Origin of the sequence: Bradyrhizobium arachidis (assembly GCF_015291705.1) — a bacterium.
In the GTDB taxonomy this organism is placed as follows: domain Bacteria; phylum Pseudomonadota; class Alphaproteobacteria; order Rhizobiales; family Xanthobacteraceae; genus Bradyrhizobium; species Bradyrhizobium arachidis.
Window position 1 is genome coordinate 9,437,570 of sequence record NZ_CP030050.1, and the last position, 17,074, is coordinate 9,454,643.

The 17,074-nt window shown below is 64.4% G+C and carries 19 protein-coding genes; 8 read left to right on the plus strand and 11 right to left on the minus strand.

Annotated features, from left to right (window positions below):
* Nucleotides 1-37: 37 nt before the first annotated feature.
* The 6 genes from WN72_RS44550 to coxB form a co-directional block, all read right to left on the minus strand.
* Entirely contained in the window at nucleotides 38-934 is an 897-nt protein-coding gene (locus tag WN72_RS44550) for a cytochrome c oxidase subunit 3 (RefSeq protein WP_027561963.1), read from the minus strand.
* 76 nt (nucleotides 935-1,010) lie between these two features.
* Complete coding sequence (locus WN72_RS44555) at nucleotides 1,011-1,664, minus strand: cytochrome c oxidase assembly protein (protein WP_027561962.1); 654 nt, start codon at nucleotides 1,662-1,664, stop codon at nucleotides 1,011-1,013.
* 5 nt (nucleotides 1,665-1,669) lie between these two features.
* Nucleotides 1,670-1,834 carry a hypothetical protein gene (locus tag WN72_RS44560; RefSeq protein ID WP_018644977.1) on the minus strand — a complete coding sequence of 55 codons (165 nt, stop codon included), beginning with the start codon at nucleotides 1,832-1,834 and terminating at the stop codon, nucleotides 1,670-1,672.
* 7 nt (nucleotides 1,835-1,841) lie between these two features.
* Nucleotides 1,842-2,786: a heme o synthase gene (locus WN72_RS44565; RefSeq protein ID WP_027561961.1), complete on the minus strand. Its 945-nt coding sequence runs from the start codon at nucleotides 2,784-2,786 to the stop codon at nucleotides 1,842-1,844.
* Nucleotides 2,787-2,846: 60 nt separating this feature from the next.
* A complete protein-coding gene (ctaD, locus tag WN72_RS44570) occupies nucleotides 2,847-4,463 on the minus strand; it encodes a cytochrome c oxidase subunit I (protein WP_027561960.1) in 1,617 nt (538 codons plus the stop codon).
* Between the two features lie 90 nt (nucleotides 4,464-4,553).
* Nucleotides 4,554-5,411 carry a cytochrome c oxidase subunit II gene (gene coxB / locus WN72_RS44575; RefSeq protein WP_027561959.1) on the minus strand — a complete coding sequence of 286 codons (858 nt, stop codon included), beginning with the start codon at nucleotides 5,409-5,411 and terminating at the stop codon, nucleotides 4,554-4,556.
* Between the two features lie 447 nt (nucleotides 5,412-5,858).
* Here coxB and WN72_RS44580 point away from each other — a divergent pair, with 447 nt between their 5' ends.
* Complete coding sequence (locus WN72_RS44580) at nucleotides 5,859-6,404, plus strand: invasion associated locus B family protein (protein ID WP_027561958.1); 546 nt, start codon at nucleotides 5,859-5,861, stop codon at nucleotides 6,402-6,404.
* A 6-nt stretch (nucleotides 6,405-6,410) separates the two neighbouring features.
* Here the strand turns inward: WN72_RS44580 and WN72_RS44585 are convergent, their stop codons facing one another.
* On the minus strand, nucleotides 6,411-6,698 hold the full coding sequence (locus WN72_RS44585) for a hypothetical protein (RefSeq protein ID WP_035730640.1): 288 nt from the start codon (nucleotides 6,696-6,698) through the stop codon (nucleotides 6,411-6,413).
* A 170-nt stretch (nucleotides 6,699-6,868) separates the two neighbouring features.
* On the opposite strand from WN72_RS44585, the gene tldD reads away from it, so the two are divergent.
* Genes tldD through WN72_RS44605 form a run of 4 tightly spaced genes read left to right on the plus strand, consistent with a single transcriptional unit; the run spans nucleotide 6,869 to nucleotide 10,002 of the window.
* The gene (gene tldD, locus WN72_RS44590; RefSeq protein ID WP_027561956.1) at nucleotides 6,869-8,296 is read left to right on the plus strand and encodes a metalloprotease TldD; all 1,428 of its coding nucleotides are present in this window, start codon (nucleotides 6,869-6,871) and stop codon (nucleotides 8,294-8,296) included.
* Nucleotides 8,293-9,069 (plus strand): signal peptidase I, encoded by a 777-nt coding sequence (gene lepB / locus WN72_RS44595; RefSeq protein ID WP_027561955.1) that lies wholly within the window; start codon nucleotides 8,293-8,295, stop codon nucleotides 9,067-9,069. The genes tldD and lepB overlap by 4 nt, the downstream gene beginning before the upstream one ends.
* 10 nt (nucleotides 9,070-9,079) lie before the next feature.
* On the plus strand, nucleotides 9,080-9,427 hold the full coding sequence (locus WN72_RS44600; RefSeq protein ID WP_092212277.1) for an MmcQ/YjbR family DNA-binding protein: 348 nt from the start codon (nucleotides 9,080-9,082) through the stop codon (nucleotides 9,425-9,427).
* Nucleotides 9,428-9,435: 8 nt separating this feature from the next.
* Nucleotides 9,436-10,002 (plus strand): nucleotidyltransferase family protein, encoded by a 567-nt coding sequence (locus WN72_RS44605; RefSeq protein ID WP_027561953.1) that lies wholly within the window; start codon nucleotides 9,436-9,438, stop codon nucleotides 10,000-10,002.
* A gap of 132 nt (nucleotides 10,003-10,134) precedes the next feature.
* Here WN72_RS44605 and WN72_RS44610 read toward each other — a convergent pair whose 3' ends face one another.
* The 3 genes from WN72_RS44610 to WN72_RS44620 all read right to left on the minus strand — a co-directional run bounded on the left by WN72_RS44610 (nucleotide 10,135) and on the right by WN72_RS44620 (nucleotide 12,793).
* Nucleotides 10,135-10,713, minus strand: a complete 579-nt coding sequence (locus WN72_RS44610; protein WP_092212275.1) for a PAN domain-containing protein — start codon at nucleotides 10,711-10,713, stop codon at nucleotides 10,135-10,137.
* Nucleotides 10,714-10,826: 113 nt separating this feature from the next.
* Nucleotides 10,827-12,197, minus strand: coding sequence for a glutamate--cysteine ligase (locus WN72_RS44615; RefSeq protein ID WP_027561951.1), 1,371 nt, complete (start codon nucleotides 12,195-12,197; stop codon nucleotides 10,827-10,829).
* A 98-nt stretch (nucleotides 12,198-12,295) separates the two neighbouring features.
* Nucleotides 12,296-12,793, minus strand: coding sequence for a MarR family winged helix-turn-helix transcriptional regulator (locus WN72_RS44620; protein ID WP_027561950.1), 498 nt, complete (start codon nucleotides 12,791-12,793; stop codon nucleotides 12,296-12,298).
* Between the two features lie 126 nt (nucleotides 12,794-12,919).
* Here WN72_RS44620 and gstA point away from each other — a divergent pair, with 126 nt between their 5' ends.
* From gstA to WN72_RS44635, 3 genes are all read left to right on the plus strand, one after another.
* Entirely contained in the window at nucleotides 12,920-13,534 is a 615-nt protein-coding gene (gstA, locus tag WN72_RS44625) for a glutathione transferase GstA (RefSeq protein WP_092212273.1), read from the plus strand.
* 225 nt (nucleotides 13,535-13,759) lie between these two features.
* Nucleotides 13,760-14,068 carry a hypothetical protein gene (locus WN72_RS44630; RefSeq protein WP_244553645.1) on the plus strand — a complete coding sequence of 103 codons (309 nt, stop codon included), beginning with the start codon at nucleotides 13,760-13,762 and terminating at the stop codon, nucleotides 14,066-14,068.
* Nucleotides 14,069-14,445: 377 nt separating this feature from the next.
* Nucleotides 14,446-14,790, plus strand: coding sequence for a hypothetical protein (locus WN72_RS44635; RefSeq protein ID WP_092212271.1), 345 nt, complete (start codon nucleotides 14,446-14,448; stop codon nucleotides 14,788-14,790).
* 53 nt (nucleotides 14,791-14,843) lie between these two features.
* Here WN72_RS44635 and WN72_RS44640 read toward each other — a convergent pair whose 3' ends face one another.
* A complete protein-coding gene (locus WN72_RS44640) occupies nucleotides 14,844-17,057 on the minus strand; it encodes an FAD-dependent oxidoreductase (protein WP_092212269.1) in 2,214 nt (737 codons plus the stop codon).
* Nucleotides 17,058-17,074: the final 17 nt, after the last annotated feature.

Below are 17,074 nucleotides of genomic sequence, written 5' to 3' on the forward strand. Positions count from 1 at the left end.
GCCCTGCGGCCGCCCTTTCTGATCAATTCACGACGACTTAGTGCGCGCCGTGGGCCATGGTCTCAGCACCGTGTCCCCACACATAGATGCAGAGGAACAGGAACAGCCAGACCACGTCGACGAAGTGCCAGTACCAGGCGGCGAACTCGAAGCCGAGATGCTGCTTCGGCGTGAAGTGGCCGGCATAGGCGCGGAACAGGCAGACCAGCAGGAAGATGGTGCCGACCAGCACGTGGAAGCCGTGGAAGCCGGTGGCCATGAAGAAGGTCGCGCCATAGACGTTGCCGGCGAAGGAGAACGCCGCGTGGCTGTACTCATAGGCCTGCACGCAAGTGAAGAGCGCGCCGAGCACGACGGTGAGGATCAGGCCGTACTTCAGGCCCTGACGATCGTTCTCGAGCAGCGCATGGTGAGCCCAGGTCACCGTGGTGCCTGAGGTCAGCAGGATCAGCGTGTTCAGCAGCGGCAGGTGCCAGGGATCGAAGGTCTCGATGCCATGGGGCGGCCAGGTGCCGGGGACCGCGCAGGCACCGGCCTGGGTGCCGAGGCCGCAGCCGAACACCGCATCGCGGGTGGCGTGGACGGCGTCGGCCGGGAACAGCGCCGCATTGAAATAGGCCCAGAACCAGGCCACGAAGAACATCACCTCGGAGGCGATGAACAGGATCATGCCGTAGCGGTGATGCAGCTGCACGACGCGGGTGTGGTCGCCCTTGTACTGGGCTTCCTTGATCACGTCGCCCCACCAGCTCGCCATGGTGTAGAGCACGCCGACGGTGCCGACACCGAACACGATCGGCGCGGCCGAGAACATGTGGTGCATCCAGGCGATCGCGCCGACCGCCATGATGAAGGCCGAGAGCGAACCGACCGCCGGCCAGGGAGAGGGATCGACCAGGTGATAGTCGTGATGCTTGCCTTGCGCGGTAGCCATTTGCGGTCTCTCTCCTCAATCCCGTGCCTGTCCGGCACTTATCCCCTTGTTTCCAACCCCTGGGCGAGCCCGGCGATCAGAGATTTCCCTTGCGTTTGTCGTTCTCGCCGGAGGCGAGCGGCTTCACCACCGGATCCTTCACCGGATAGAACGTGTAGGACAGCGTGATCGTGTTCAGCCCGTCGTTCTCGTGATCGTCGGCGATCGACGGATCGACATAGAACACGACCGGCATCTCGCGCTTCTCGCCCGGCGCCATGGTCTGTTCGGTGAAGCAGAAGCAGTTGATCTTCTGGAAGTAGGACCCGACCGTCAGCGGCGCGACATTGTAGGCGGCCTGGCCGGCGGTGGTGCGCGCGGCCTGGTTGGTCACAGTGTAGAACACAGTCACGACCTGGCCGATATTGACCTCGATCTCGTTCTGCTCCGGCTCGAACTTCCAGGGCAGGCCGGGCGCGACGTTGGAATCGAAGCGCACCGAAATCTTCCGCGCGATCGGGCCGCTGGCGGGCGCGGAGGTCGCGACTTGCGTCGTGCCGTTGAAGCCGGTGGCGCGGCAGAACCAATTGTAGAACGGCACCGCCGCATAGGAGGCGCCTACCATCAGCGCGACCACGCCGCCGCAGATGGAAGCAACCACCACATCGCGGCCCAGCCCGCCACCCTTGGCCGGCTTACGATTGGCCGGCTTGGCGCTGACGTCCTCCAATATGGTCGGCTCGTGATCCATGATTCCTACATCGGCCGGACTAGCACTGCCGGTCCCTTGACCATGGTGACGGCGAAGAACAGCACGACGAGCACGCCGAGCGCCAAAGCAATGGCAATGGAGCGCTGACGACGACTCTTCTTCTGCGCCTCGGTGAGGACGATTCCATCTGGCTCGGGTTTGTCGGCCATTCCTGCCTCATGCGCCCCCAACCATCGGAGCAAGCGCCCTGAACACGACCTCGGCCAGCAGGGTCGCGAACAGCGCGAACAGATACAGGATCGAGAAGGCGAACAGCTTTCGCGTCGCGCGCAAGGACTGGCTGCGCTCGCGACGGACGTAGACGTTGATCGCGAGCACCAGCATGCCGGCGCCGAGGATCAGCGAGACGACGCCGTAGACGGCGTCGAAATAGCCGAGCGCCCACGGCGCGGCGGCGACCGCGATCAGCACGATGGTGTAGAGCAGGATCTGGAGCCGCGTCGCGTCGGGGCCGGCGACGTTGGGCAGCATCGGAATGCCGGCGCGCGCGTAATCGTCGGAGCGGAACAGCGCCAGCGCCCAGAAATGCGGCGGTGTCCAGAAGAAGATGATCGCGAACAGCAGCAGCGGCTCGACGTCGACCGTGCCCGTCACCGCGGCCCAGGCCACCACCGGCGGCAGCGCACCGGCGGCGCCGCCGATCACGATGTTCTGCGCGGTCCAGCGCTTCAGCCACATCGTGTAGATCACGACGTAGAAGAAGATAGTGAAGGCGAGCAGCGCGCCCGCGATCCAGTTGACGAGGATGCCGAGCGTCATCACCGAGAAGAAGGCGAGCGTCGTACCGAACGCCATGGCCTCAGGGCGGGTGATGCGGCCGCGCGGGATCGGCCGGTTCGCCGTGCGCGACATTTTCGCGTCGATGTCGCCTTCGAGCGCCATGTTGAGCGCGCCGGAGGCGCCGGCGCCGACGGCGATGCACAGCAGCGAGGTGATCGCGAGCACCCAGTGGAAATGCCCGGGCGCCATCGCCATGCCGACCAGCGCGGTGAAGATCACCAGCGACATCACCCGCGGCTTGAGCAGCGCGATGTAGTCGCCAACCTCCGCTTCGGAGATGCGGGGATTGATGTCGATGGCGTTGTGGTCGAGAACGGACACTAATCTAACTCGCTTCGTTATAGAGCCGCGGCGCCCATGACGGGCGCCGCGGAAGATGGCTTACTGCACGCGGGGCAGCACTTCGAACTGGTGGAAGGGCGGCGGCGAAGGCAGCGTCCACTCCAGCGTGGTCGCACCTGCACCCCACGGATTGTCGCCCGCCGGCACCTTGCGGGCGAAAGCGTCGATCACGCAGTAGAGGAAGATCAGGACGCCGAAGCCCGAGATGTAGGAGCCGACCGACGAGACCAGGTTCCAGCCGGCGAATGCATCGGGATAGTCGACGTAGCGGCGCGGCATGCCCGACAGGCCGAGGAAGTGCTGCGGGAAGAACACCAGATTCACGCCGATGAAGGTGACCCAGAAGTGCGCCTTCGCCAGCGTCTCGTTGTACATGTAGCCCGTCATCTTCGGGAACCAGTAGTACCAGCCGGCGAAGATCGCGAACACCGCGCCGAGCGACAGCACGTAGTGGAAGTGCGCGACGACGTAATAGGTTTCCTGGAGCACGCGATCGACGCCCGCGTTCGCCAGCACGACGCCGGTGACGCCGCCGACGGTGAACAGGAAGATGAAGCCCACCGCCCAGATCATCGGGGCGCGGAATTCGATCGAGCCGCCCCACATCGTGGCGATCCAGGAGAAGATCTTCACGCCGGTCGGCACCGCGATCACCATGGTCGCGGCGACGAAATAGGCCTGTGTCGCCGAGGACATGCCGACCGTGTACATGTGGTGCGCCCACACTACGAAGCCGATGCCGCCGATCGCAACCATGGCGTAGGCCATGCCGAGATAGCCGAACACGGGCTTGCGCGAGAAGGTCGACACGATCTGGCTGACCATGCCGAAGCCCGGCAGGATCAGGATGTACACTTCGGGGTGGCCGAAGAACCAGAACAGGTGCTGGAACAGCACGGGGTCGCCGCCGCCGTCGGGCGCGAAGAACGTCGTGCCGAAATTGCGGTCGGTGAGCAGCATGGTGATCGCGCCGGCGAGCACCGGCAGCGACAGCAGCAGTAGGAACACCGTCACCAGGATCGACCACACGAACAGCGGCATCTTGTGCAGGGTCATGCCCGGCGCGCGCATGTTGAAGATCGTGGTGATGAAGTTGATTGCGCCGAGGATCGACGAGGCACCGGCGAGATGCAGCGACAGGATCGCGAAGTCGACGGCCGGGCCCGGATGGCCGGAGCTCGACAGCGGCACGTACATGGTCCAGCCGGCGCCGACGCCGTTGGCGCCCGGCTCGCCCTCGACGAAGGTCGACATCAGCAGCAGCGCGAACGAGGCCGGCAGCAGCCAGAACGAGATGTTGTTCATGCGCGGGAACGCCATGTCGGGCGCACCGATCATCAGCGGCACGAACCAGTTGCCGAAGCCGCCGATCATCGCGGGCATGACCATGAAGAAGATCATGATCAGGCCGTGGCTGGTCACGAAGACGTTGTAGGTGTGCGTCTCGTGGAAGATCTGCACGCCCGGATACATCAGCTCGGCACGGATCGCGATCGACATCGCGGCACCGATGATGCCGGCGACGACCGCGAAGATCAGGTACATCGTGCCGATGTCCTTGTGATTGGTCGAATAGACGTAGCGCCGCCATCCCGTCGGATGGGCGTGCTCGTGGTCATGCGCGTGATCGCCGTGTGCCGCTGCGCTCGTTGCCATTTTCAAATCCTGCCTTGCGTCCCGTTCGGACCTTTTTGGAGGTCCCGCCCTTTATCTCGCTTACAGTCCCCTCGAGCCGTCACCCGACGCTTACTGCGTCGGGCCGGCCGCGGAGGCGTAGGTGCTGGTGCCGCCGCTTGCAAATTTCTTCTTCGCCGTCTCGACCCAGGAGGCGAATTCCTGGTCCTCCACCACGCGGATCGCGATCGGCATGAACGCATGGTCCTTGCCGCAGAGCTCCGAGCACTGGCCGTAGAACATGCCGGTCTTGGTGGCCTTGAACCAGGTCTCGTTCAGCCGCCCCGGAATGGCGTCGATCTTGACGCCGAAAGCCGGCAGCGCGAAGGCGTGGATGACGTCGGCGCCGGTGACCTGGACGCGAATCACCTTGTTCACCGGCACCACCATCTCATTGTCGACGCCGAGCAGGCGGGGCTGCTTGTCCTGGGCCATCAGCGAATCGAACTCGAACTTGCCGTTATCCGGGTAGGCATAGGACCAGTACCACTGCTTGCCGGTCGCCTTGACGGTGATATCCGCCTTCGGCACGTCGAGCTCCAGGAACAGAAGCCGGAACGACGGCACCGCGATGCCGACCAGGATCAGCACCGGAACCAGCGTCCACACCACCTCGATCAGCGTGTTGTGGGTGGTCCGCGACGGCACCGGATTGGCCTTCGCATTGAACTTCAGCACCACGATCACCAGCAGCGCCAGAACGAACAGCGTGATCAGGGTGATCAGTACGAACAGGAAGTTGTGGAACCAGACGATGTTGTCCATCACCGGCGAGGCGGATTGCTGAAGCGTCCATTCCCACGGCGCCGGTTGCCCGAGCTCTGCGGCGAATGCCTTCCCGCCCGTCGCCAGCGTCATGCCAGCCGCCACCAAGGCGATGGTGGCCATTCCCAGCAAATGCCGGCCCACCCGACCCATCGACATCCTCATGCCGTTCGCGCTCCCCTTACGAAATCACCCCAAGTGCGCTCCCCTATTTTTGGGAAACGCTTATTCGATCCGCCCGTCTGACAAACCGCCGCGCAAGAATACCTCTAAGAGGAATTGGGGCCAGATCGCTAGAACGCCGAAATCAAGCCTCTCAAACCATAATTCTTGATCTATCGCAATGCAGTCTTGAGCCCGGTCTGTCAGCGATCACCCGCAAGATATTTCCTAGTAACATCAGACAAAAATACCGTTTCCCGGGATGCTGCGGCTTGACAGCGGCATTGCCCGCGGTAGGCACTGGCGAACAGCCGCGCAGGAACCTGATTCGCGCTGATGCTGGCGGTGTGAGCGGCGCGGAATTTGCTAGGGAATCGCCTTCAAGCCGCCGTCATTCCCGTATCAGTCCGCCAGGTGCGAGCGACCCAGGCGAGCAGAGGGACCGACCCGATGGGGTTTTCGAGATGCATGGCGAGGCTGGCTAAAAGGCAGGCTGACGGCCTCACGGCGCTGGCGGCCCTGCTGGCTGCGGTCGTCCTGCTGGCGCTGCCCGGCCTTGCCCATGCGCAGGGCGCGGTGCGCTCCGTCCATGGCGACTGGCAGATCCGCTGCGACACCCCGCCGGGCGCCCAGACCGAGCAATGCGCCCTGATCCAGAGCGTGGTCGCCGAGGACCGCTCCAATGCCGGCCTGACCGTGATCGTGCTCAAGACCGCCGACCAGAAGAGCCGCCTGATGCGCGTGGTCGCCCCGCTCGGCGTGCTGCTGCCCTCCGGCCTCGGGCTGAAGCTCGACAATCAGGACGTCGGCCGCGCCGGCTTCGTCCGCTGCCTGCCCAATGGCTGCGTCGCCGAGGTCGTCATGGACGACAAGCTGCTCGGCCAGCTGCGCAGCGCCAAGACCGCGACCTTCATCATCTTCGAGACCCCGGAAGAAGGCATCGGCTTCCCGCTCAGCCTGAACGGGCTCGGCGAGGGCTACGACAAGCTGCCGTAGCACCGCTCACGCCGCGTCGACGCAATAGAGCTCCGTGTCGCACCAGCCGCAACGATAGATGCGGCCTCTTCCGGCCACCGGCCCGACCAGCGCCTTGCGCCGGCATGTCGCGCAGACGACGCCGTCCACCGTGTCGCAGCCCGGGTGAGCTGCGACATAGGCCTCACGGGTGGGATAGGAGGTCCAGTAGCGGCGGTAGACGAACTGGTTGAACAGCAGGACCAGCCCCAGCGCGCCAAAGCCGATGATCAGGCCGTGATACTGATCCCAGAACACAAGCAGGGAATTCCACATGCTTTTGCCGGCAGATCTCTCACCAAGGGTCGCCCTCGATAGCCCGAAATCCTGAAAGCCGGTTTAAGGGGAAGCCGTACCTATCGTTTCCGTAATGTGACGGCCCGGCCCTCGCGGAACGCGCGGGAAACCATTATCTTGCCCAACATCCCCCGATAATGGACGGACGCATGACCAATCCTGCCACAACCTCCCTGCTCGACCGCGCCAATCTCGATCGCGACCAGGTTCGCAACGAGGTCGCGCGCGGGCTTGCCGGCGCCGACGACGGCGAATTGTTCCTGGAATACAGCCAGACCGAAGCGCTGATGTTCGACAATGGGCGGCTGAAGCAGGCGACCTACGACACCTCGCAAGGTTTTGGCCTGCGCGCCGTCAAGGACGACGCGGTCGGCTACGCGCATTCCTCCGACGTGTCGCTGCCGGCGCTGATTCGCGCCGCGGACGCGGTCGCGGCGGTGCGCGGCGGCTATTCCGGCAGCTTCGCCGCCCCGCCGGCGCATACCAACGTGCGGCTCTATAGTGACGACAATCCGCTGGATGCGCCGGGCTTCGAGACCAAGGTCAAGCTGCTCGCCGAGATCGACGCATATCTGCGCGACAAGGATCCGCGCGTGCGGCAGGTCAGCGTCAGCCTGGGCGCGACCTGGCAGGTTGTCGAGATCCTGCGGCCCGACGGCGAGAGCTATCGCGACATCCGCCCGCTGGTGCGCGTCAACATCTCCGTCGTCGCCGGCCAGGGCGACCGCCAGGAGAGCGGCAGCAAGGGTTATGGCGGCCGCGCCGGCTATGCCGAATTCATCGAGAGCAGGAATTGGCGCGAGGCCGCCGACGGCGCGCTGCGCGAGGCCCTGGTCAATCTGGAATCGATCCCCGCCCCTGCCGGCGAGATGGACGTCGTGCTTGGCGCCGGCTGGCCCGGCGTGATGCTGCATGAAGCGGTCGGCCACGGCCTCGAAGGCGACTTCAACCGCAAGAAGACCTCGGCGTTTGCCGGCCTGATGGGCCAGCAGGTCGCCGCCAAGGGCGTCACCGTCGTCGACGACGGCACCATCGCCTCGCGGCGCGGCTCGCTGTCGATCGACGACGAGGGCACGCCGACCAACCGCACCGTGCTGATCGAGGACGGCATCCTGGTCGGCTACATGCAGGACCGCCAGAACGCGCGGCTGATGAACATGAAGCCGACCGGCAACGGCCGCCGTCAGGGCTATGCCCATGTGCCGATGCCGCGCATGACCAACACCTACATGCTCGCGGGCGACCGCGACCCGGCCGAAATCCTCGCCTCCGTGAAGAACGGCGTATTCGCCGCGAATTTCGGCGGCGGACAGGTCGACATCACCTCGGGCAAATACGTGTTCCAGTGCACCGAGGCCTACAAGATCGAAAACGGCAAGATCGGCGCGCCGCTGAAGGGCGCCATGCTGATCGGAAACGGGCCGACGGACCTGCATCGCATCCGCATGATCGGTAACGATCTCGCGCTCGATACCGGCATCGGCACCTGCGGCAAGAACGGTCAGGGCGTGCCTGTCGGCGTCGGCCAGCCGTCACTTCTGATGGAACGCATTACGGTAGGTGGAACAGGCGCATGAGTGTCGAGAAGGTAACCGTCCCCGCCAAGCGGCGGACCAGCGGCTGGGGCGGCCAGCTGATGCAGCTCGCCGGCATCGTTGCCGCCGTGTTCATCGCCAAGGGCGCGCTCGCCGAGCCGTTCTATGTGCCGTCGGGCTCGATGGAGCCGACGCTGCTGATCGGCGACGCCCTGCTCGCCTCGAAATTCCCCTACGGCTACGGCACCTCCTCGCTGCCGATCCAGATCAACCTGCCCGAGAGCGGCCGCGTGTTCGCGGAGACGCCGAAGCAGGGCGACGTCGTCGTGTTCCGCTGGCCCGGCGATCGCTCGCAGGCCTGGGTCAAGCGCGTCGTCGGTCTGCCCGGCGATCGCATCCAGATGCGGCAGGGCCAGCTCTTCATCAACGATCGGCCCGCCGAGCTGAAGCCGGATGGCATCGGCCAGGCCGAGGACGACAATGGCGGCAGCGAGCCCGCCTACCGCTACGTCGAGACGCTGCCGAACGGCGTCTCGCATCTGATCTTCAAGATGCGCGACAACGGTCCGCTCGACAACACGCCCGAGGTGACGGTGCCGCCCGGCCATCTGTTCGTGCTCGGCGACAACCGCGACAATTCCGCCGACAGCCGCGTGCCGCTGCGTTCCGGCGGCGTCGGCATGCTTCCGATCGACAACCTGGTCGGACGCGCGGATGCCGTGCTCGGCTCCTGGGATCTCGGCATGCGCGGCCAGCCGGTGTGGACCTGGCTCTCCGGCTTCCGGCTCGCGCGGTTCTTCACCGCCGTGCACTGAGCTGATCCTCATGACCTTCGACGACGTCAGAAAATTCGCGCTGACGTGGCCGGAGGTCGAGGACGGCATCTCCTACGGCACGCCGGCGCTGAAAGTACGCAAGAAGCTGCTGGCGCGCCTGATAGAAGACGGCGACAGCCTGGTGATGCCGGATGTGCCGATCGACGAGCGCGCCATGCTGGTCGAGAGCCAGCCAAAAATCTTCTATTTCACCGATCACTACGCCGACTATCCGATCGTGCTGATCCGTCTGTCGAAGGCGAAGCGCGCGATCGTCGAACCGTTCCTGCGGCGGCGCTGGCGCGCGCTGGCCTCGAAGACGGCGCGCGCCCAATATGACGCGCGCGAGGACGTATGAGCCACGCGATGGACGAGGCGCGCTTTCTCGCGCTGGCGCTGAAAAATCCGGTCAATGCCGCGATCGTCGATGAACTCCATCGTCTCGCGCTGCCGGATGCGTGGCTGGTTGCGGGGTGCCTCGCGCAGACCGTGTGGAACGTGCTGACAAAGCGCGCGATCGATCACGGCATCTCCGATTATGACGTCTTCTATTTCGACCCAGACACCTCGTGGGACACTGAGGATGCCGTGATCCGAAAGCTGCATGCGCGGCTCGGGCACCTCGGCGCCAAGATCGAGATCCGCAACCAGGCGCGCGTGCACTTGTGGTATCCCGCCAAGCACGGCCTGCCTTATCCGCCGTTGACGTGTTCCACTGACGGCATCGACCGCTTCCTGACGCAGAACACGCAAGTCGGTGTCAGGCGCGCGGGCGATGGCCATGAGGTCTACGCGCCGCATGGCTTCGACGACATCGCAGGGCTGATCGCGCGACCCAATCGTGCGCTGAATTTTTCCGCCGCGAACTACGCCGCGAAGGCGGAGCGATGGAAGAGGCTGTGGCCGGAGATGACGGTGATTGCCGCGGAGTGAGATCTCGTAGGGTGGGCAAAGCGAAGCGTGCCCACGACTTCTTCGCGATTACAGAGAGATGATGGGCACGGCGCTTCGCGCCTTTGCCCACCCTACGGCACTAACCCACCCTGCGGGACTACGGCACCTTCCCTACCGCACCACGCCCGAGGTGAACCCGGCCTTCCTGCGCGGCGGCTTGATTTCCTTTTTCAGGAAGCAGCGCGCCTCGCGCCCGGTGTAGCCAGGGCGGGCATAGGTGAAGGCGCGACATTTGTTGTCGGCGATGCAGGCCGCCTTGCAGGCCTCCTCGCCCTCGCCCTCCTTGAGCTCGAAATTGCGCAGATCGCCGCCGGGGCGGTCGATCGACGTCTCCACGCCTTCGACCCGCGGTTCGATCACGCCGGCACCGCGCACACCGGAGATGCAGCAATTGCCCGGCACGCGCGGCGGCACGACGTTCTTGAGCCAGCACACGGCCGAGCCGCCTTCGACGTCGGGATAGCTGAAGCTCCAGGACCGACAGCGGCGGTCGCGTTCGCAGAGCAGCGCGCAATCCTCGGGATCGCCCGAGGTGACCGGCGTGCTGAAATAGTCGCCGCCGGGCCGATCGAACGCCGTCTGGGCGCGCGCGGGCCAGCTCGCAAATGCGAGCGAAAGCAACGCGACGCAGGCCGCGACGCTTGCCAAGACCTTCGCCATGACGGCCCTGGTCGGGCGGCCCTTCCCCATCAGAACAGCTTTCGAGTTATTGACGACGCTCAGGTTTTTTCAGCCGGTCATTTGATCGCCGCAAACCTGTATGGGCGATGAACGGCTCAACTCCTGGGCGTTGGCCTATGTGTCTAGAAAGCGTATTCCGCGTAGGCCGGTTCCACCGAGCCGTTCCAGGGACCGTTGAACTTCTCGAGCATCTCCTCGGCCGGGGTGCGGCCGGAATCGATGATGCGATCGAGCGGCTCCAGATGCCGCGTCTCGTCGCGGCCGAGCTGGTCGATCCGGCCGCGCCGGCGCAGGCCGGCATGTGCCAGAACGAGGCATTCCTTGGCGATCTCGAACAGATAACGGTCCTTGATCCGCGCCTTGAAGCCGAAGCGCGGCACGTCGTCGCGCAAGGCCTGACGCTCGTGTGCGCTCCAGTGCTTGACGATCTCCCAGGCCGCATCGAGCGAGACGTCGTCATAGAGCAGCCCGACCCAGAACGCCGGCAACGCCGGCAGGCGGCCCCACGGACCACCGTCGGAGCCGCGCATCTCGAGATAGCGCTTCAGCCTCACTTCCGGGAAGATCGTCGAGAGATGGTTGGCCCAGTCCGACAGGGTCGGACGCTCGCCGGGAAGATTGTTGTTGCGGCCGTCGAAGAAGGCGCGGAACGAGGAGCCCGAGACGTCGATATACTCCTCGCCGCGCTTGACGAAATACATGGGCACGTCGAGCGCGTAATCGACATAGCGCTCGAAACCCATGCCGTCCTCGAACGCCCACGGCATCATCCCTGAGCGCGCATTGTCGGTATCGCGCCAGATCTCGGAGCGGAACGAGAGGAAGCCGTTCGGCTTGCCCTCCGTGAACGGCGAATTGGCGAACAGAGCGGTCGCGACCGGCTGGAGCGCGAGCGAGACGCGCAGCTTCTTGACCATGTCGGCTTCGGAGGAGAAGTCGAGATTGGTCTGCACGGTGCAGGTCCGGTACATCATGTCGAGGCCGTACTGGCCGACCTTCGGCATGTAGTTGGTCATGATCTTGTAGCGTCCCTTCGGCATCACCGGGATATCGGCGCGCGACCAGGACGGCGTCATGCCGAGGCCGAGGAAACCGATGCCAAGCGGAGCCGCGATCTCGCGCACCTGCGCCAGATGCGCCATCAGCTCGCTCTGGGTCTGATGCACGTTCTCGACCGGCGCGCCGGAGAGCTCGAACTGTCCGCCGGGCTCGAGCGAGATCGCGCCGCCGCCGGTGACGTCGTAGAGGCCGATGATGTTGCCCTTCTCCATGATCGGCTCCCAGCCAAGCAGGAGCTTCATGCCTTCGAGCAGCGCGCCGATGCCGCGCGGGCCTTCGTAAGGCACCGGACGGTGGCCTTCGAGCGTGAACGGCGTCTTCTCGTGCTCGGTACCCATGCGGAATTCGGACGGGTCCTTGCAGCCGGCCTCGAACCACGCGACGAGCTCGTCGCGCGATTGCAGCGGCGTCATATCGATCTGGTCTCGCGCCATATCAAACTCTAATCAAAAGCGCTTCGACCGAATGCGCGCGGGTGACGGGATGGTCCGCGAACCCACCGGGCGCGCGGACGTGCTGGTTTGCCGCGCGATCATCGCGTCGGCGAAGTTTCGTTGACGTTGGCGACGGGCGGCAGCTTCATCTCGCCGCACGAGCAGCCCAGGCGGTCGAGCAGACCGCTGAGCTTGACGGCGTCGGCATCTGACAGTTTCGAGCCGACATACTTCTCGATCGCGGCCGAATAGGCGCCCCACATCCGCTTCTGCAGTTCGCGGCCGGCTTCCGTGATCTCGACGAACTGGCCGCGCTTGTCGATCTTGCATTCGCGCCGGGAGGCAAGGCCCTCATCGACCAGGCGGTCGATCAGGCGCGAGGTGGAGTATTGCGGGATCAGCATCTGCCGCTCGAGTTCCACCGGCCGCAGCTCTCCGCTCGGCGCGCGCGACAATTCGAGCAGCGCGTCGTACCATGCCAGCGGCGGGAACCCCGCCTTCTTCAGGTCCTGCTCGACGCAATCGAGCACGCGGCTCTGCACCCGCATCAGGCGGATCCAGGCGGAAGTTGCCTCGGTCGATGGTTTGCGTTTCATGGTCCCGCTCAAGCTCGTCGTCCGTGTCTTACTCTATTCTATGCAGCTGCATCAATCTTGACTATTTCATGCAGGCGCATGTAGTCGTTCTTTCGCCCTAGCCAAGCAGCAAGAGGAGGAAATTCCATGAAACTGTACTATTCGCCCGGCGCCTGCTCCCTGTCCCCCCACATCGCGCTCCTGGAAGCCGGCCTGCCTTACGAGCTGGTCAAGGTCGATATCCGGGCCAAGAAGCTCGAAAACGGTGAGGATTATCTGAAGCTGAACCCCAAGGGCCAGGTCCCCGCACTGGGCCTCGACAGCGGTGAGATCGTGACCGAAGGCCCGGTGATTGTCCAGATGATCGCCGATCGGGCCTCAGCGAAGACGCTGGCGCCGGCCCATGGCAGTTCCGAGCGCTACAAGCTGCTCGAGTGGCTGAACTTCCTCACCTCGGAGGTCCACAAGAGCTTCGGTCCGCTGTTCGCGCCGGCGCTGAACGACGAGGCCAAGGCCTTCTTCAAGGATCGCGTCATCGGCAAGCTGAAATACATCGACAGCCAGCTCGCCGGCCGCGACTACCTCATGGGCCAGCAGTTCACGGTCGCCGACGGCTATCTCTTCACGATGCTGACCTGGGGCGACCGGATGAAGTTCGATCTCTCGGCGATGCCGAACCTTGCGGCCTACAAGGCCCGCGTCGCGGCGCGGCCGAAAGTGCAGGAAGCGCTGACGAAGGAAGGGCTGGCGCAGGCGAAGTAAGGACGGATCACCACTGCAACGACGAAGAGCCGGACGATGATCCGGCTCTTCGCTTGCGGAACCGGCGGTTCGTGACGCCGCACCATCAATTTTTATGAGGATTGTCGGGGTTAACAATAACTCCGCCTTGTTTGCTCCACGAACGTCACCATCCTTGTGAGAGCAATACAGTTGGCTCAACCTCAGCTAGGGACGCGATGCGGACCGCTGAACTGGGAAGCTGTCGTGACGATCGTATTTTGTCTATTGCTCGCGAGTGGAATCACCGGACTGGCGACCGGGCTGTTCTTCCGGGTCTGGGCGTTGGTGCTCGTCTCGCCGGCCATCGCACTTCTTGCAGCGATCGTTCTGCAGAGCTCGAACTTTGGATTTTGGACGGGCATCCCGGTCGTCGTCGGCTGCCTGATGGTCGGCCAGCTCGCCTATCTGGCGGGGGCGTTCCACCTGCAAAGAGGGGAACTCTCAATGCAGGACGACGCTGACGGCGAACCAGGCAAGCACAGCCAACGCCGTATCGGCGACCAGAACGAGTAGGGCCAGGCCCAGCCACGAGGGAACTTTCCTGCGCCGCCGGAGCATCTTGCGGCGCGACCACGGCCGACCCAGCAGCAACAGCGGAGCGCATCTGACCGCAACGCCGGCTGCGCTATCTTGAAACACCATGGGGCTCATTGCGGGACACCTTCAATGCTAATCGTCGCAGTGTGGATTCGTTAGCAAGAGCGGTGCCAGTGCGGAGCGGGCGTGACCGTTGCGGGGATTTGGAGCGGCCCTAGTGTGGCACTGAAACACACGAACCGATGTGACAGGCCCCAAGCAAAATGTGGCGGGATCGGTGATCCGGTCTTTTTCATTGTGAACCATTTGGCGGGCAACGTCGTCGAAGGAGCATCTCCACGAGACAATGCCCCATGAACATGATCGTCCTGATGACCGCCGCCGGCGCCCCGCTCGCGATGCTCGGCCTGTCGACGCCGGTCGCGCCGGAGCGCAACTGCATCTTCATGATCCATCCGCAGATCACCCCGGCCGTGTTCGAGAGCAAGGAAGGAAAGATCGTCTTTCCCGACCGGCCGACCGAATATCCGTGCAGCTACGCCAAAAAGAAGAGCGGAGTGGACGTCGCGTTCACCAACCAGAATGGCTGGCGCTTCGAGGTGCGTATTGGCCGCGGCGACGAAGGTCGCTGGAAAGCCAGTCTCGCCGACGATGCGGTCTCGGGCCGCGCGTTCTCGCCATTCGGCGACGGAAAATAAAAAGGCCGGATCAACGATCCGGCCTTTGTTGTTTCTGCGTCCTCGGAAGACCGTCAGGCCGCCGTCTTCTTCGGCGCGAACCGGCCGTAGAAGGTTTCGCCCTTCGCCGCCATCTCCTCGAGCAGCTTCGGCGGGGTGAAGCGCGAGCCGTATTTCGCCTCGAGCTTGTGGCAGAGCTCGACGAACTTCTTCGTGCCCATGAAGTCGATGTAGGACAGCGTACCGCCGGTGAACGGCGCGAAGCCAAAGCCGAGGATCGAGCCGACATCCGCCTCGCGCGGATCGGTGATGACGTGGTCCTCGACCGTGCGCGCGGCTTCCACCGCCTGCACCACCAGGAAGCGCTGCTTCAGCTCCTCGACGTCGAGCGTATCAGGGTCGAGCTGCTTCGGCTGCAGCGCCGAGAGGCCCGGCCACAGGCTCTTCGAGCCCTTGCCCTTCTCGGGATAGTCGTAAAAACCCTTGCTGTTCTTGCGGCCGAGGCGGCCCTGGTTCTCGACCATCTCCACCATCAGCTTTTTCTGATCGGGGTTGATGGCGTTGGGGCCGAGATCGGCTTCGGTGGCCTTCATGATCTTGAGGCCGAGATCGAGCGCGACCTCGTCCGACAGCGAGAGCGGGCCGACCGGCATGCCGGCCATCTTGGCGCAGTTCTCGATCATCGCCGGCGGCACGCCTTCGAGGAACATCTCGTTGCCTTCGGCGACGTAGCGGCCGACGCAGCGATTGGCGAAGAAGCCGCGGCTGTCGTTGACCACGATCGGCGTCTTGCCGATCTGACGGACATAGTCGAGCGCGGTCGCGAGCGCGACGTCGCCGGTGTTCTTGCCGAGGATGATCTCGACCAGCATCATCTTCTCGACAGGCGAGAAGAAGTGGATGCCGACGAACTTGCCCTGGTCCTTGAAGCTCTCGGCCAGCGAGGTGATCGGCAGGGTCGAGGTGTTCGACGCGAAGATCACGTCCGGCTTGAGATATTCCTGCGCCTTGGCGAAGGTTTCGGCCTTGACCTTGCGGTCCTCGAACACGGCCTCGATGACGAGGTCGACGTCCTTCAGCGCCGCGTAGTCAGCCGTCGGCGTGATGCGCGCGAGCAGCGCTTCGGCATCCGTCGGCTTGGCGCGGCCCTTCTTGATCTGCTCCTCGATCACCTTCTGCGCGTGCGCCTTGCCCTTGTCGGCGCTTTCCTGGTCGCGGTCGATCAGCACGACGTCGAGGCCGGCGCGGGCCGAGACGTAGCCGACGCTCGCGCCCATGAAGCCTGCGCCGATCACGGCGATCTTCTTGACCTTGGTCGCGGGCACGTCCTTCGGACGGCGCGCGCCCTTGTTCAGCTCCTGCATCGACAGGAACAGGCTGCGGATCATCGCAGCCGCCTCCTTCGAGCGCAGCACCGAGGTGAAGTACCGCGACTCGACGCGAAGTGCGGCGTCGATCGGCAGCTGGAGGCCTTCATAGACGCAGCTCATGATCGCGCGCGCGGCCGGATAATTGTCGTAGGTCTCGCGGCGATAGATCGCGTTGCCGGCCGGGAACATCATCATGCCGGCTTTGGAGAACACGGGGCCGCCGGGCAGCTTGAAGCCCTTCTCGTCCCAGGGCGCGACAGCCTTGCCGCCGCCCTTGATCCAGTCCTTCGCGGCCTTGATGAGATCGGCGGCGGGAACGATGGCGTGGATCAGGTTCAGCGCCTTCGCCTTCTCGACGGTAACAGGATCGCCCTTGAGCAGGATCGTCATCGCATCCTGCGGCGGCACCAGACGCGGCACGCGCTGCGTGCCACCAGCGCCGGGGAACAGGCCGACCTTGACCTCGGGCAGGCCGAGGCGGGTCTTGGGATTCTCTGCGGCCACGCGATAGTGACAGCACAGCGTGATCTCGAAGCCGCCGCCGAGCGCGAGGCCGTTGATCGCGGCCGCCCACGGCTTGCCGGAGGTTTCGATCGAGCGCAGCACCTGCGAGAACCGGCGGCTCTGGTCGAACAGCATCTGGTTCGCGGCGGTCTCGCCCTGCTCCTTCAGAACCTTGGCATAGGCCTGGTTCATGCCTTCGAGCATGGAGAGGTCAGCACCCGCGCAGAACGCGTCCTTGGCCGAAGTGATGACGACACCCTTCACCGCGGCGTCGGCCGTGGTTGCCTTGACGATCGCGTCGAGCTCGCTGGTCGAGGTCTCGTCGAGCACGTTCATCGAACGGCCCGGGATGTCCCAGGTGACGAGCGCGATGCCGTCGGAATCGGTCTCAACCTTAAAATTCTTGTAAGCCATGTTGGTTGCTCCCTATC

What these genes read in the sequence shown, in the direction of transcription:
- gstA (WP_092212273.1), top strand. Translation starts at nt 12,920, where the DNA reads ATGAAACTGTACTATTCGCCCGGCGCCTGCTCCCTGTCCCCCCACATC.
- WN72_RS44610 (WP_092212275.1), bottom strand. Translation starts at nt 10,713, where the DNA reads ATGGGGAAGGGCCGCCCGACCAGGGCCGTCATGGCGAAGGTCTTGGCA.
- WN72_RS44550 (WP_027561963.1), bottom strand. Translation starts at nt 934, where the DNA reads ATGGCTACCGCGCAAGGCAAGCATCACGACTATCACCTGGTCGATCCC.
- ctaD (WP_027561960.1), bottom strand. Translation starts at nt 4,463, where the DNA reads ATGGCAACGAGCGCAGCGGCACACGGCGATCACGCGCATGACCACGAG.
- lepB (WP_027561955.1), top strand. Translation starts at nt 8,293, where the DNA reads ATGAGTGTCGAGAAGGTAACCGTCCCCGCCAAGCGGCGGACCAGCGGC.
- WN72_RS44555 (WP_027561962.1), bottom strand. Translation starts at nt 1,664, where the DNA reads ATGGATCACGAGCCGACCATATTGGAGGACGTCAGCGCCAAGCCGGCC.
- WN72_RS44640 (WP_092212269.1), bottom strand. Translation starts at nt 17,057, where the DNA reads ATGGCTTACAAGAATTTTAAGGTTGAGACCGATTCCGACGGCATCGCG.
- WN72_RS44560 (WP_018644977.1), bottom strand. Translation starts at nt 1,834, where the DNA reads ATGGCCGACAAACCCGAGCCAGATGGAATCGTCCTCACCGAGGCGCAG.
- tldD (WP_027561956.1), top strand. Translation starts at nt 6,869, where the DNA reads ATGACCAATCCTGCCACAACCTCCCTGCTCGACCGCGCCAATCTCGAT.
- WN72_RS44585 (WP_035730640.1), bottom strand. Translation starts at nt 6,698, where the DNA reads ATGTGGAATTCCCTGCTTGTGTTCTGGGATCAGTATCACGGCCTGATC.
- WN72_RS44620 (WP_027561950.1), bottom strand. Translation starts at nt 12,793, where the DNA reads ATGAAACGCAAACCATCGACCGAGGCAACTTCCGCCTGGATCCGCCTG.
- WN72_RS44580 (WP_027561958.1), top strand. Translation starts at nt 5,859, where the DNA reads ATGGGGTTTTCGAGATGCATGGCGAGGCTGGCTAAAAGGCAGGCTGAC.
- coxB (WP_027561959.1), bottom strand. Translation starts at nt 5,411, where the DNA reads ATGAGGATGTCGATGGGTCGGGTGGGCCGGCATTTGCTGGGAATGGCC.
- WN72_RS44635 (WP_092212271.1), top strand. Translation starts at nt 14,446, where the DNA reads ATGAACATGATCGTCCTGATGACCGCCGCCGGCGCCCCGCTCGCGATG.
- WN72_RS44600 (WP_092212277.1), top strand. Translation starts at nt 9,080, where the DNA reads ATGACCTTCGACGACGTCAGAAAATTCGCGCTGACGTGGCCGGAGGTC.
- WN72_RS44605 (WP_027561953.1), top strand. Translation starts at nt 9,436, where the DNA reads ATGGACGAGGCGCGCTTTCTCGCGCTGGCGCTGAAAAATCCGGTCAAT.
- WN72_RS44615 (WP_027561951.1), bottom strand. Translation starts at nt 12,197, where the DNA reads ATGGCGCGAGACCAGATCGATATGACGCCGCTGCAATCGCGCGACGAG.